The organism is Pseudomonas sp. P1_A1, assembly GCF_056406935.1.
This window is the reverse complement of sequence record NZ_JBFTZE010000015.1, coordinates 115517-130295: the sequence shown is the minus strand read 5'-3', so window position 1 is coordinate 130295 and position 14779 is coordinate 115517. Positions and strand designations below refer to the sequence as shown.

The 14779-nt window shown below is 60.9% G+C and carries 11 protein-coding genes; 6 read left to right on the top strand and 5 right to left on the bottom strand.

The annotated features are described in order from the left end of the window. Positions 1-130: 130 nt before the first annotated feature. Positions 131-895, bottom strand: coding sequence for a GntR family transcriptional regulator (locus AC1D2Q_RS21475; protein WP_105339602.1), 765 nt, complete (start codon positions 893-895; stop codon positions 131-133). A gap of 260 nt (positions 896-1155) precedes the next feature. Here AC1D2Q_RS21475 and AC1D2Q_RS21470 point away from each other — a divergent pair, with 260 nt between their 5' ends. After that, on the top strand, positions 1156-2346 hold the full coding sequence (locus AC1D2Q_RS21470; RefSeq protein ID WP_477814464.1) for a benzoate/H(+) symporter BenE family transporter: 1191 nt from the start codon (positions 1156-1158) through the stop codon (positions 2344-2346). A 39-nt stretch (positions 2347-2385) separates the two neighbouring features. Here AC1D2Q_RS21470 and AC1D2Q_RS21465 read toward each other — a convergent pair whose 3' ends face one another. Further along, positions 2386-2730, bottom strand: coding sequence for a YggL family protein (locus tag AC1D2Q_RS21465; protein ID WP_018925275.1), 345 nt, complete (start codon positions 2728-2730; stop codon positions 2386-2388). A 234-nt stretch (positions 2731-2964) separates the two neighbouring features. Between AC1D2Q_RS21465 and dacB the strand changes: the two genes are divergently transcribed. Beyond that, entirely contained in the window at positions 2965-4425 is a 1461-nt protein-coding gene (gene dacB / locus AC1D2Q_RS21460) for a D-alanyl-D-alanine carboxypeptidase/D-alanyl-D-alanine endopeptidase (RefSeq protein ID WP_018925274.1), read from the top strand. Positions 4426-4541: 116 nt separating this feature from the next. On the opposite strand, the gene AC1D2Q_RS21455 is transcribed toward dacB, so the two are convergent. Both AC1D2Q_RS21455 and rlmKL read right to left on the bottom strand, forming a co-directional pair. After that, positions 4542-6932, bottom strand: a complete 2391-nt coding sequence (locus tag AC1D2Q_RS21455; protein ID WP_477814463.1) for a sensor domain-containing diguanylate cyclase — start codon at positions 6930-6932, stop codon at positions 4542-4544. A gap of 143 nt (positions 6933-7075) precedes the next feature. Beyond that, complete coding sequence (rlmKL, locus tag AC1D2Q_RS21450; protein WP_305411734.1) at positions 7076-9346, bottom strand: bifunctional 23S rRNA (guanine(2069)-N(7))-methyltransferase RlmK/23S rRNA (guanine(2445)-N(2))-methyltransferase RlmL; 2271 nt, start codon at positions 9344-9346, stop codon at positions 7076-7078. A gap of 530 nt (positions 9347-9876) precedes the next feature. On the opposite strand from rlmKL, the gene rmf reads away from it, so the two are divergent. Then, positions 9877-10092 (top strand): ribosome modulation factor, encoded by a 216-nt coding sequence (rmf, locus tag AC1D2Q_RS21445; protein ID WP_003223300.1) that lies wholly within the window; start codon positions 9877-9879, stop codon positions 10090-10092. 169 nt (positions 10093-10261) lie between these two features. Here rmf and AC1D2Q_RS21440 read toward each other — a convergent pair whose 3' ends face one another. After that, entirely contained in the window at positions 10262-11281 is a 1020-nt protein-coding gene (locus AC1D2Q_RS21440) for a quinone-dependent dihydroorotate dehydrogenase (protein WP_026331742.1), read from the bottom strand. Between the two features lie 226 nt (positions 11282-11507). Here AC1D2Q_RS21440 and AC1D2Q_RS21435 point away from each other — a divergent pair, with 226 nt between their 5' ends. From AC1D2Q_RS21435 to AC1D2Q_RS21425, 3 genes are all read left to right on the top strand, one after another. Beyond that, positions 11508-12719, top strand: a complete 1212-nt coding sequence (locus AC1D2Q_RS21435; RefSeq protein WP_477814462.1) for a CmpA/NrtA family ABC transporter substrate-binding protein — start codon at positions 11508-11510, stop codon at positions 12717-12719. 15 nt (positions 12720-12734) lie between these two features. Further along, positions 12735-13310: an ANTAR domain-containing response regulator gene (locus AC1D2Q_RS21430; RefSeq protein ID WP_018925269.1), complete on the top strand. Its 576-nt coding sequence runs from the start codon at positions 12735-12737 to the stop codon at positions 13308-13310. 255 nt (positions 13311-13565) lie between these two features. Next, positions 13566-14777 (top strand): nitrate/nitrite transporter, encoded by a 1212-nt coding sequence (locus AC1D2Q_RS21425; RefSeq protein ID WP_477814461.1) that lies wholly within the window; start codon positions 13566-13568, stop codon positions 14775-14777. Positions 14778-14779: the final 2 nt, after the last annotated feature.

Here is a 14779-nt window from a genome sequence, read left to right as displayed (position 1 = left end):
TGGTTGCGGGGGATTTTTTTATCGCCTGTCAGAATCACAAAAGATCGCAGCCTTCGGCAGCTCCTACAGATGTACGCATTCCCATGCAGGAGCTGCCGAAGGCTGCGATCTTTTCGGCGGCCCCAACAAATCAGAGTTTGGCGACAGGCCGCCCCGGCTTCTTGGTCTGCAACAGATGCGAGAACACCGCATGCAAATCATCCGACGCGCTTTCTTCGTCGAGGTTGAGTTTGCTGTCGATGTGGTCCATGTGATGCATCATCAAATCCACCGCCAGCGTCGCGTCCCGCGCTTCGATGGCGTCGATCAGCTGGGTGTGTTCATCGTAGGAACAGTGGGAACGGTTGCCGCTCTCATACTGGGCGATGATCAGCGATGTCTGGGACACCAGGCTGCGCTGGAAGCTGATCAATGGCGCGTTTTTCGCCGCTTCGGCCAGTTTCAAGTGGAACTCGCCCGACAGACGAATACCGGCACCGCGATCGCCACGGGAGAAGCTGTCGCGCTCGTCGTTGACCATCTGCCGCAAGTCGGCAATCTGCTCGGCAGTGGCGTGCTGCACCGCCAGTTCAGTGATCGCCCGCTCCACCAGGCGTCGCGCCATGAACACCTGACGGGCCTCTTCGACACTCGGGCTGGCGACGACAGCGCCGCGATTCGGTCGCAGCAACACCACGCCTTCATGGGCCAGACGCGACAGCGCGCGGCGAATGATGGTGCGACTGACCCCGAAAATTTCCCCCAGCGCTTCTTCGCTCAACTTGGTGCCGGGCGCCAGACGCTGTTCGAGGATGGCCTCGAAGATATGCGCGTAGACAATATCGTCCTGGGTTCCGCTGCGGCCGGCTTTGCCTGCTCGCGGTTGTTTCTTGAGGGGTTGCAACTGTTCGTTCATGGGCACTCGAGTCGGGAGAACTGCGGCGAATTGACCGTGACTGTAATACGGCACAGTGGGTCGCTGGCAAGTATCGCGTAAAAAACACTGCAATTGTACACAATGGCGGGTGGCAACACGACTGTACGGCTGTTTGTCGCCTTTGCTGTATTGCAACGACCGGTTACGTTTCAGTTTAGGCTTGAACGCAGAATCCGCAGCTCCTACATGTGGGTGGTGTTGCTACGGACATCTTTATCAGAACAAGGAACACAGCTGTCATGACCGACGCCACGCACACGCAGCTTCGTCCCCTGACCGACACGTCGCCCTCGGCCATCGTCGCCGGGTTCATCGCCATGATGACCGGTTACACCAGTTCGCTGGTGCTGATGTTCCAGGCAGGCCAAGCGGCGGGCCTGAGCAGCGGGCAGATTTCGTCGTGGATCTGGGCGATCTCCATCGGCATGGCGGTGTGCTCGATCGGCCTGTCCTTGCGCTATCGCACCCCGATTACCATTGCCTGGTCGACCCCCGGCGCGGCGTTGCTGATCACCAGCCTGGGCGGTGTCAGCTACGGCGAGGCCATCGGCGCCTACATTACTTGCGCAGTGTTGGTGACCGTGTGCGGCCTGACGGGCAGTTTCGAACGGCTGGTGAAAAAGATTCCGGCCTCGTTGGCGGCAGCGTTGCTGGCGGGGATTCTGTTCAAGATCGGCAGCGAGATTTTCGTCGCCGCCCAGCACCGCACCGGGCTGGTCCTGGGGATGTTCTTCACATATCTGCTGGTCAAGCGCCTGTCGCCACGCTACGCCGTGCTCGCGGCACTGTTGATCGGCACCGCGCTGGCCGGTTTCATGGGGTTGCTGGATTTCAGTGGCTTTCACCTGGAAGTCGCGACGCCGGTCTGGACCACGCCGCATTTCTCCCTGGCCGCAACCATCAGCATCGGCATCCCGTTGTTCGTGGTGGCGATGACCTCGCAGAACATGCCGGGCATCGCCGTTTTGCGCGCCGACGGCTACAACGTGCCGGCCTCGCCGCTGATCACCACCACCGGCATCGCCTCGCTGCTGTTGGCACCGTTCGGCTCCCACGGCATCAACCTGGCTGCCATCAGCGCAGCGATCTGCACCGGGCCGCACGCCCATGAGGATCGCAACAAGCGCTACACGGCAGCGGTCTGGTGCGGGATTTTCTACGGGATTGCCGGAGTGTTCGGTGCAACTCTGGCGGCGTTGTTTGCCGCGTTGCCTAAAGAACTGGTGCTGTCGATTGCCGCGCTGGCGCTGTTCGGCTCGATCATCAACGGTCTGAGCATTGCCATGGCGCAAGTGCAGGAACGGGAAGCGGCGCTGATTACCTTTATGGTGACGGCATCGGGGCTGACGCTGTTTTCCATCGGTTCGGCGTTCTGGGGGATTGTCGCGGGGGTGTTGACGCTGGTGATTCTGAATTGGCGCAAGGCCTGAAAAAAACGGCGACCCTTGGGTCGCCGTTTTTTTAGAACATCAGGCTACCGGATTGATCGGCTTTTCCGGGTACCAGACGTCGATCAGCGGGCTGACTTCAGCGCTGGTCAATTCACTACGGCCCTTGAGCCAGGCTTCAACAGCGGCACGCTGTGCTTCGGTCACCGAGCCACGCTTCTGCAGGCAAACCAGACCGAAGTCATCGCCGCCTACATAACCCAGACCGTTGGCTTCCATGGCTTCTTTCAGGAACGCGTCGAGGAAAGCATCAATGGCTTCATCAGCCAAATCTTCTTTGAAATCCAGGTTCAGTTCGAAACCCAGCTCTTGAAATTCATCGACGCACAGTTTTTTGCGCAGACGCTGGGAACGGTTAGTCGCCATTGGAACAATCCTCATAAGTAATAACGGGCGGCACTTTAGCAGTTTAAGGCGCCGATTACCCGCCTCAGAACGGCACCATGCCTACCGTCGGTAAAAAAATAGCGGATTAGACGACCAAGGTGCGGCACAAGCCCTTGCACCTTGGGGCATAATGCCGACACTTTCATGACCGCTGAGGGAATTTATCACCATGCCCTCGTCTTTTTTCCCCTCGGCTGTAGGGTTTTATTTCAGATGATCAAATCTTTGCGTCCATTGCTGCTGGCCAGCCTTCTTCTGCCCCTGGCTCTCCCCGTTTCCGCCGCGCCGATCAACACCGCCCTGTCGCCCAACGTTGAAAAGGCCCTCAAGGCCAGCAAATTGCCGGACAGCGCCTTGTCGCTGGTGATGATCCCGCTTAACGGCCCGGGCACCCCAACCGTTTATAACGCTGACGTTTCGGTCAACCCGGCCTCGACCATGAAACTGGTCACCACCTATGCGGCACTGGAAATGCTTGGCCCGAACCACCAGTGGAAAACCGAGTTCTACACCGATGGCACCCTCAGCGGTGGCATTCTCAACGGTAACCTCTACCTCAAGGGTGGCGGCGATCCGAAGCTGAACATGGAAAAGCTCTGGCTGCTGATGCGCGACTTGCGTGCCAACGGCGTGACCCAGGTCACCGGCGACCTGGTGCTGGACCGCGGCTTCTTCGTGCAGCCGCAACTGCCCGAGTTCAACGACGACGGCAATGACGAGAACAAACCGTTCCTGGTCAAGCCCGACGCACTGCTGGTCAACCTCAAGGCCCTGCGTTTCGTGGCCCGCAACGACTCGGGCAAGGTCCTGGTGTCGGTCGAGCCGCCGATTGCCAGCATCCGCATCGACAATCAGGTCAAGGCGCTCAACTCCAAGCAATGCACCGGGGGCGTGCGCTACAACCCGGTGACCCAGGCTGATGGCAGCGTCACCGTGACCGTCGGCGGCCAGTTGGGCGAAGGTTGCAGCTCCCAGACCTACCTGTCGCTGCTCGACCACGCGACCTACACCGCCGGCGCCGTGCGCGCGATCTGGAAGGAACTGGGCGGCAGCATCCAGGGCCAGGATCGTCTGGCACCGACGCCGAGCAGCGCCAAGGTGCTGGCCCGGGCCTACTCGCCAGACCTGGCGGAAATCATTCGCGACATCAACAAATACAGTAACAACACCATGGCTCAGCAGTTGTTCCTGAGCCTGGGCCAGAAGTTCCGCACCGACGCCGACAGTGATGACGCCAAAGCGGCCCAGCGCGTGGTGCGTCAGTGGCTGGCGCAGAAAGGCATCACCGCACCGCACCTGGTGATGGAGAACGGCTCCGGCCTGTCCCGCGCCGAACGGGTAAGCGCGCGTGAAATGGCCGCGATGCTGCAAGCCGCCTGGCGCAGCCCGTACGCCGCCGAGTTCATCAGCTCGATGCCGATTGCCGGCACCGACGGCACCATGCGCAAACGCCTGAAGCGCACGGCCATGACCGGTGAAGCCCACGTCAAGACTGGCACCCTGAACACCGTGCGTGCCATCTCCGGCTTCAGCCGCGATGTCAATGGCAATACCTGGGCAGTGGTGGCGATCCTTAACGACAAGGCTCCGTTTGGCGCGTCTTCGGTGCTGGATCAGGTGCTGCTGGACTTGTATCGCCAGCCGAAACTGCCGACCACGGCTTCGGTGTTGTAAGCCTTTAAAGTCAAAAGATCGCCGCCTTCGGCAGCTCCTACATGAGAATGTGTACACCCTGTAGGAGCTGCCGAAGGCGGCGATCTTTTTCTGTCCACACAAACATCCCGCCTGACCTACCTCATCTGCCCCTCAACCCGATCCCGTCCCGCCTGCTTCGCCGCGTAAACCCCCGAATCCGCCCGCAACAGCAACGCATCCGCGCCTTCCCCGGCCCGCCAGCTGGCAATCCCGAAACTCGCGGTAACGATCCCCACCTCGTCGATCGGCGAACTGCGCAACCCTTGCCACAGTTCCACGGCGAGCACATAAGCCTGCTCGCCGTCGATATCCGGACAGAGCACCATGAACTCTTCGCCCCCCAGGCGACAGAACACATCGGTGCGCCGCAGACGACCGCCAATGCGTTCACACACCGCCTGCAATACCCGATCGCCCACGGCATGGCCGTGCTGGTCATTGATGCGTTTGAAGTGGTCGATGTCGAGCATGATCACCGACAACTCGCCACCGCCGCGCTCGACCCGGGCCATTTCGGTGGTCAGGCGCTCCTGGAAGTAGCGGCGGTTATGGATCCCGGTCAGCGAGTCGGTCACCGACAGCGCGCGCAATTCCTCTTCCACCCGCTTGAGGTCGGAAATGTCCGAAATGTAGCCATGCCACAGCACACCTCCACCGGGCAGCTCCTCCGGCGTCGCTTCGCCGCGGACCCAGCGCAGCCCTCGCTCGGGCAATTGCACGCGATACTCTTCGCGCCATGGGCTGAGGTTGTCCGCCGACGCCAGGATCGAAGCGCGCACCCGGCGCGAGTCCTGAGGATGAATCCGCGAGAACACCGCTTCGGCATCGCGTAATAGTACGTCCAGCTCAAGTTCATAGATGTCGCGCATCCCGTCGCTGGCGTAGATCACGCTGAAGCGCCCATCGAACTCCATCTTGAACTGGTAAATCCCGCCGGGCACATGGGCGCTGAGTTTCTTCAACAACAGATCCCGCGCCGCCAGAGCCTCGTGGACGCGCTTGCGCTCGGTGATGTCGATACAAATCGCCAAGTACCCGACCCACAAGCCTTGTTCGTCGAGGACCGGAGTCGCCAGCATGTTCACCGTCAAATGGCTGCCGTCGCGGCGCACCAGCGTCCACTCCCGGGCTTCGTGACCGCCCTCTTCCCCGCCTTCGACCAACATTGCCTGACAGGTCGGAATCGGCTTGCCATAGCGCGCGCTCAACTCCACCGACCGCGCCTCGAGCTCCCGGGGCAGGTGCAGGTTTTCCAGGGTCATGTGGCCCACGGCCTGCGCACTGGAGTAACCGAGCATGTGCTCGGCACCGGCGTTGAAAGTGCTGACGATCCCGCGCAGGTCGGTGGCGATGATCGCCACCTGAGTCGCGGCATCCAGCACACCGCGCAACTGGCCATGCGTGCCGCGCAGCTCTTGTTCACGGGCGTGCAATTCCTCGGTCCGTTGCTCGACCATTTTCAGCGCCCGTTGCCGCTGGCTGACCAACACATAGAGAAACACACTGAGCAGCAAGCTAAGTAAACCGCCGAGCACCACCTGGCTGGTCACCGAGGAATGGTTGGCTTGCAGGAACGCAGCACTGGGGCGCATATCCACTTGATAATCGTGGTCTGCCAGACGCAGCAAGCGCGTGGAGGACAAGTCACTGGCCCCGGCCGGGTTGGTCGATTCGTACAGCACTTCGTGTTGGTCATCGGTGGACAAGTCGAGGATGCGCACCGAAAGAGAATCAAGATTCTCTTCCGGCAGCCCGTCCGCCAGCAGCTGGCGCATGCTGATCACCGCCATCACATACCCGGCGGGCGTGCTGCCCGGCAGGTGCTGACGGCTGACCGGCGCCACCAGCAACACACCCCGCGCATAGGCGGGTTCAATGCCCACCAGATGCAATGGTTGCGACACGGCCATGCGGCCCGTTCGATCGGCGCGCTCCAAGGTCGAACGACGCAGAGGCTGGGCCAGCAGGTCATAACCCAGTGGCGTGGGCAGTCGGCTTTGGGTCTGGCTATAGAGCACCGGCACGTATTCGTCCCGTTCCGCGGCCGGTTGCAACTGGCCGTCGGCGGTGAGTTCGCGAAAGGTGAAATTGCTGAAGCCTTCGTCATGCACGAAGCGTTCAAGCAAGGGGCGTTCGGCGCGGGAAACCCGTGGTGCCCAGGAATAGGCTTGGGTGCGCCGCAAAAGAGGTTTGGCGTAACCGTCGAATTCCTCGCGGGACACCGACTCGGAATTGGCGAAGAACCGGCGCAGGCCATCGAGGCGCTGCTCCTGATCTTCGAAACGTTCTACGATACGGCTGTAGCGTTCACTGGCGAGCAGTTGGAAACGTTGCCGCATTTGCTGATGAAACTGATTGAGTGTTGCCCAGGCCAGCAACCCCGTGAGAATCCCGCCGACGAGCAATACCAGCAGCGCGACCAGCCAGGCCGAGACATCTTCGCTGATAAAACCCAGGATCTTGGGGCGCACGGCGTGCAACGACATAAACGCAACTCAAAACGCCAGGTGCCGGAAAGCCCATTGGCCATGAGTTGAGTTATAGCTATTAGCCACTAATTTGACCAGCACTGAAAGAACCAAAGAGCCTTTAAAAATCAAGGCTCTGTGGATCCAATCAGGCTCAAGTGTCAGCGAGCAGTGATCTTCCAGGCACGGTGGATCTTGCCATTACGGGCGAAATCCGGATCGATGGTCTGGGCAGTGATTTCTTCAACGGCATAACGCTCGGTGAGGTTTTCCTCGAGCTGGAACTTGCGGAAGTTGTTGGAGAAGTACAACACCCCGCCCGGTGCCAGTCGCGCCATGGCCAGGTCGATCAACTGCACCTGGTCACGCTGCACATCGAAGATCCCTTCCATGCGCTTGGAGTTGGAGAAGGTCGGCGGGTCGATGAAGATCAGGTCGTACTCGTCACGGCAAGCATCGAGCCAGGCCATCACATCGCCCTGTTCCAGGCGGTTCTTGTCGGAGAAACCGTTCAGCGACAGGTTACGACGCGCCCAGTCCAGGTAGGTTTTCGACAGGTCGACGCTGGTGGTGCTGCGCGCACCGCCCTTGGCCGCATGCACGCTGGCGGTCGCGGTGTAGCAATACAGGTTGAGGAAACGTTTGCCGGCCGCCTCTTTCTGAATCCGCATGCGCATCGGCCGGTGGTCGAGGAACAACCCGGTGTCGAGGTAGTCGGTGAGGTTCACCAGCAGCTTCACGCCGCCTTCGTTGACCTCGTTGAACTTGCCCTGGGCGCTCTGGCGTTCGTACTGCTTGGTGCCGCTCTGACGTTCGCGACGCTTGACCACCACGCGGCTCTTGTCGATGTTCAACGCCTGCGGGATTGCCGCCAGGGCGTCGAACATCCGCGCCGAGGCTTTTTCCGGATCGATGGATTTCGGCGCGGCGTATTCCTGAACGTGGACCCAGTCGTGATACAGGTCGATGGCCATGGAATATTCCGGCATGTCGGCATCGTAGACGCGGTAGCAGTCGATGCCTTCACGCTTGACCCACTTGCCCAGCGCCTTGACGTTCTTTTGCAGACGGTTGGCGAACATCTGCCCGCCTTCACTCAGGCGCGGCTGCTCGATCACCGGGGCGGGGGCCGGAGCCGGTTTGATCGGATTGCCGTTCTTGTTGTACTTGCGCTCTTGCGGCTCACTCGGTGCTTCATCGTAGGCCGCCTGTTCACGCTCGGCCTGACGCTGTTCCGGGGTGCGACGCTCGCCGGTGACGAACTGGTCTGGCGTGACCTTGATCAACAGCAATTTGCACGGCAACGCGCCGTTCCAGAACGAATACTGTTTGTGGCTGCGGATGCCCATGCGCTTGCCCAGGTCCGGAGCGCCGGTGAACACCGCCGCCTCCCAGTTCAAGCACGCCTGACGCAGACGCTCGCCGAGGTTCTGGTAGAGGTAGAGCAGGCTCGCCTCGTCACCCAGACGCTCGCCGTACGGAGGGTTGCAGATCACCAGGCCTTTCTGGTTCTGGTCCGGGCGCGGCTCGAACGTTGCCACTTCGCCCTGGTAAATCTTGATCCACTCGCTCAGGCCGGCACGTTCGACGTTGTTGCGGCCCGGTTGAATCAGGCGTGGGTCGGCTTCGTAACCGCGAATCCACAGCGGTGGCTTGGCCAGGCCGGCCGCGGCGCGTTCGGTGGCTTCTTCGTGGAGTTTTTTCCACAGCGCCGGCACGTGACCGAGCCAGGCGGTGAAGCCCCACTGCTCGCGACGCAGATTCGGCGCCATGTCGGCGGCGATCATGGCGGCTTCCACCAGGAACGTGCCGACACCGCACATCGGGTCAGCCAGCGCGCCGCCATCGGCGGCAATGCGCGGCCAGCCGGCACGGATCAGAATCGCTGCCGCGAGGTTTTCCTTCAGCGGCGCAGCACCTTGCTGCAAGCGATAACCGCGCTGGTGCAGGCTGTGACCGGACAGGTCCAGGGACAGGATGGCTTCGCCACGGTCCAGACGCAGGTGAATGCGCAGGTCCGGGTTGAGCTTGTCGATGGATGGACGGTCGCCTTGCGGGGTACGCAGTTTGTCGACGATGGCATCCTTGACCTTCAAGGCGCCAAAGTGCGTGTTGTCGATACCAGAGCCGTGACCGCTGAATTCGACGGCCAGGGTGCCGTCGTTGAGCATGTGGTCTTGCCAATCGATATCCAGCACGCCGTGATAGAGATCTTCGGCGTCCTTCATCGGGAAGCGCTTGAGCACCAACAGCACCCGGTTCGCCAGACGCGACCACAGGCACAGGCGATAAGCGGTTTCCATGGTGGCCATGCCGCGCACAGCCGAGGTGTGCTCGCGTGCTTCCTCAAGGCCAAGCCCGACGGCTTCCTCGATGAGCAGACCTTCAAGGCCTTTGGGGCAAGTGAGGAAGAGTTCGAAACGATCGGACATGGTAATTCCAGAGCCTTTAGCTAAGTGAACCGACAACGCGTTGCCGATCCGGTTTTCAATCAGGCGTTTTTCTAACAGAACGCCCGCGTGGCACGAAGGTGTGCCGTCCCACCCTGACTGCTCGGGTTAAAAGAGCTTAGATGCCAGGGCAGATAAAAAAGTTGATGAAACAAAATGTCATAAGTCGACCCTTCGTCGAATAATACCCAAGGGCAACGGGTGTCATTCTCGTTAAGGCGCAACCCCCAGCATCCAGCGAAGGGCCGATCATACCGGGCTTTGGCCCATCAACACGGCACAAATATCGTGTTGCTTATGGCCATACCATCTTTATGGTTACGTTCTTATGACAAAACGGTCATTCCCTCGATGTGACGCATTGGTTAGAACTCAACTCAGGTTGACGTCGCAACGGCGTCAACACCTTGGCTCGCGACGCCGGCAGCGAGCCACCAACGGCAGAATTTTTCTGCCTGACCTCGATTGAGGTCGACGCGATAAATACAGTCAACAAGTGAGGGAAACACCCTATGAGAAGACTTAAGCGTGATCCGTTGGAAAGAGCATTTTTGCGCGGATATCAATATGGCGTTGGTGGTAAATCCCGTGAGCTTTGCCCTTTTACTCTACCGTCGGTACGCCAAGCCTGGATCAATGGCTGGCGAGAAGGACGCGGCGACAATTGGGACGGTATGACCGGCACTGCGGGAATCCACAGACTCAACGAACTTCACGCCGTCGGCTAATACAGGGCACACACTCCGACACGACAATCTGATTACGCTACGACTTAACCACGCACGTCCTATCCGGACGGCGGGCTTCGGCCCAGGGGCTCCTTCGGGGAGCCCTTTTTTATGCCTGCTTTGCAGGCTGAACACGATCCCCTACATTGACCGTGTGACCAAATGTCGGCTAGCGCAGCGCCGCGATGGCATCTACCGATTCACGAATCAGTGCCGGGCCTTTATAGATAAAGCCCGAATAGATCTGCACCAGGCTCGCACCCGCAGTGATTTTCTCAGCCGCGTGCTTGCCTTCAGTGATACCGCCCACGGCGATGATCGGCAAACGACCGGCCAGTTCCGCCGCCAGCACCTTCACGGTATGGGTGCTCTTGTCGCGAACCGGTGCGCCGGACAACCCGCCCGCCTCATCACCGTGCTCCAGACCTTCGACGCCGACGCGGCTCAGGGTGGTGTTGGTGGCGATCACCGCATCCATCCCGGTTTCGATCAACGCCTGGGCGACTTGAGCGGTTTCTTCATCGCTCATGTCCGGCGCGATCTTGATCGCCAGCGGCACATGTTTGCCGTGGCGCAGGGCCAATTCCGCCCGGCGCGTGGCCAGGTCGGCGAGCAATTGCTTGAGCGAATCGCCGAATTGCAGGCTGCGCAGGCCCGGTGTGTTCGGCGAGCTGACATTGACCGTCACGTAACTGGCGTGTGCATAGACCTTGTCCAGGCAGATCAGGTAGTCGTCAACCGCACGTTCAACCGGCGTATCAAAGTTCTTGCCGATATTGATGCCCAGCACGCCCTTGTATTTGGCCGCCGCCACGCGAGCGAGCAAGTGATCGACGCCGAGGTTGTTGAAACCCATGCGGTTGATGATTGCCTCGGCTTGCGGCAAGCGGAAAATCCGTGGTTTCGGATTACCCGGTTGCGGACGCGGGGTAATGGTACCGATTTCGACGAAACCGAAACCCAGTTGGGCAAATCCGTCGATCGCCGCGCCGTTCTTGTCCAGACCGGCCGCCAGACCCACCGGGTTCGGGAATTCCAGGCCCATGACCGTCACCGGCATTTTCGCCGGTGCCTTGCACAGTAAGCCGTTGAGGCCCAAACGCCCGCCCGCGCCGATCAGGTCCAGGGACAGATCGTGGGAGGTTTCCGGGGAAAGTTTGAACAGCAGCTGACGGGCCAGGGTGTACATGGGCAGGCTTGACTCGGGTGGCGATGAGAGGCGGCGATTATAGCCGCGCATCGAGTCCACAGGCGAGGCGCACGACAAAATCAGCCAGCGATGGCATATGCCTTGCACCAACATGGGCATCAGCGCTCATGCCAACGACGGAATGAGTGGAAGGACAATGGCGTCGTCACCGGCTCTGCTCGCGCAGAGGCCATGGGACGACGTTTTTTTTGGAAGGTGCAAATCGATGAATGAACCATCAGCCGGCCCACTGGCCTGGGTCAACGGCAGCGATGCCCCGGAAAAAACCGAAATCAACCTTGGCTTCATGGCCCTGAGCGACTGCGCCTCAGTGGTGGTCGCCGCCACCCAGGGCTTCGCCCAGCCTTACGGCCTGACCCTGAACCTCAAGCGCCAGTCGTCCTGGGCCAACCTGCGGGACAAACTGGTCAGCGGCGAACTCGACGCCGCCCACAGCCTGTACGGCCTGATTTACGCCGTGCACCTGGGCATCGGCGGCATAGCCTCCACCGACATGGCCGTGCTCATGGGCCTGAACCAGAACGGCCAGAGCATCAACCTCTCCCACGGCTTGCAGGCCCTGGGCGTGACCAGTCCTGAAGCACTGGACCATCACGTGCACCAAAGTCGCCCAAAACTGACCTTCGCTCAGACATTTCCTACGGGTACCCACGCCATGTGGCTGTATTACTGGCTGGCGAGCCAGGGCATTCATCCGTTGCAGGATGTCGACAGCGTGGTGGTGCCGCCGCCACAGATGGTCGCGCATCTGCAAGCCGGGCGCATCGACGGGTTCTGCGCCGGCGAACCGTGGGCTGCCAGTGCGGTGCAACAGAATCTCGGGTTCACTATGGCCACCACCCAGACCATCTGGCCCGACCACCCGGAAAAAGTCCTCGGCTGCACCCGCGCCTTCGTCGAGCAATACCCCAATACCGCCCGGGCCTTGGTGATGGCGATCCTCGAGGCCAGCCGCTTCATCGAAGCCAGCCGCGAAAATCGCCGCAGCACCGCGCAACTGTTAAGCGCTCCCGAATACCTCGATGCCCCGCTCGATTGCATCGAACCGCGCTTGCTCGGCGACTATACCGACGGCCTGGGCAATCACTGGCAAGACCCGCATGCGATGCGTTTCCACAGTGGCGGCGAGGTCAATCTGCCGTATTTGTCCGACGGCATGTGGTTCATGACCCAGTTCCGTCGCTGGGGTTTATTGCGCGACGACCCGGACTACCTCGGCGTGGCCCGCCAGGTTCAGCAACTAGACTTGTACCGAGAGGCCGCCACCAGTGTCGGCGTGCCCGCCCAGGCTCAGGAAATGCGCAGCAGTCAACTGATCGACGGCAAAGTCTGGGACGGCTCGGACCCGGCCGGCTATGCCCGCAGCTTCACGCTGCACGCCATGAGCGACAGCGCTCCCCTTCTCGCCAGCCGCTGACAGGAGCCTGCGAATATGTTGCGTATCCTGCTGATCAATGACACCGCGAAAAAAGTCGGGCGTCTGAAAGCGGCCCTGACCGAAGCCGGGTTCGAGGTCATCGACGAGTCCGGCCTGACCATTGACCTGCCCGCGCGCGTCGAAACGGTGCGTCCGGACGTGATCCTGATCGATACCGAGTCACCGAGCCGCGATGTGATGGAACAAGTGGTGCTGGTTACCCGCGACCAACCACGGCCAATCGTGATGTTCACCGACGAGCACGACCCCGGCGTGATGCGCCAGGCGATCAAGTCCGGCGTCAGTGCCTACATCGTCGAAGGCATTCACGCACAACGCTTGCAGCCGATTCTCGACGTGGCCATGGCTCGCTTTGAAAGCGATCAGGCCCTGCGCGCGCAACTGCACGCCCGCGACCAGCAACTGGCCGAGCGCAAGCGCATCGAGCTGGCCAAGGGGCTGCTGATGAAGATGAAGGACTGCAACGAAGAAGAGGCCTACACCCTGATGCGCCGCCAGGCCATGAGCCGCCAGCAGAAGCTGATCCAGGTGGCGGAGCAGATCATTGCCATGAGTGAGTTGCTCGGTTGAACCGCAAAAATCGCAACCTCACCACAATTTCAAAAATGTGGCACAAATCTCGCTAAGTAATCACTGCAAGGTAACCAACGGCGGTTGCCCCACCTACGACAAAGACGTCGCTCACCTCATTCGCCCCCTGGCGGATCGGGTAGCGGCGTTTTTCCGTTTTGGCCCCAGAGACCGGGGCTGGTGGTGCGGCCGTTGCGGCGCCCCACCTGCAAGCTCATGACTCCTTCTTGATACGCCTGACAGCTGAGGTGCGCGATGAATTCAAGCTTCTGGAAATCCGGCCATACCCCGACACTGTTCGCAGCCTTCCTCTATTTCGATCTGAGCTTCATGGTCTGGTACCTGCTCGGCCCCCTGGCGGTGCAGATCGCCGCTGACCTGCACCTGACCACCCAACAGCGGGGGCTGGTGGTGGCCACGCCGATTCTGGCCGGTGCCGTATTGCGCTTTGCGATGGGCCTGCTGGCTGATCGCCTGTCGCCAAAAACCGCCGGGATCATCGGCCAGATAATCGTCATCAGCGCCCTGCTCGTTGCCTGGAAAGTCGGCATCCACAGTTACGAGCAGGCGCTGTTGCTGGGCCTGTTCCTCGGCATGGCCGGTGCGTCTTTCGCCGTCGCCCTGCCGCTGGCCTCGCAATGGTATCCGCCGCAGCACCAAGGCAAAGCCATGGGCATCGCCGGGGCCGGTAACTCGGGCACCGTGCTGGCCGCCCTGATCGCCCCGGTGCTGGCCGCCGCGTATGGCTGGAGCAACGTGTTCGGCTTCGCCCTGATCCCGTTGATCCTGACCCTGATCGTCTTCGCCTGGCTGGCCAAGAACGCCCCTGAGCGGCCGAAAGCCAAGTCCATGGCCGACTACCTCAAGGCCCTGGGTGACCGCGACAGCTGGTGGTTCATGTTTTTCTACAGCGTGACCTTCGGCGGCTTCATCGGCCTGGCCAGCGCCCTGCCCGGCTACTTCAACGACCAGTACGGCCTGAGCCCGGTCACTGCCGGCTACTACACCGCGGCGTGTGTGTTCGGTGGCAGCTTGATGCGTCCGTTGGGCGGCGCGCTGGCGGATCGCTTCGGCGGGATTCGCACCCTGTTGGCGATGTACACCGTGGCAGCGATCTGCATTGCGACCGTGGGTTTCAATCTGCCGAGTTCCTACGCAGCATTGGCGCTTTTCGTCTGCACTATGCTCGGTTTAGGTGCAGGTAACGGTGCCGTATTCCAGTTGGTCCCACAGCGTTTTCGTCGGGAGATCGGTGTGATGACCGGTTTGATCGGCATGGCCGGCGGCATCGGTGGCTTCGCACTGGCGGCCGGCATGGGCGCGATCAAGCAAAGTACCGGCAGCTATCAAATGGCCTTGTCGTTGTTCGCCAGCCTCGGCGTACTCGCCTGGTTCGGTCTGCACGGGGTGAAACGTCGCTGGAGAACCACTTGGGGTTCGGCAGCCGTCACCGCGGCTCGCGTGTGAGG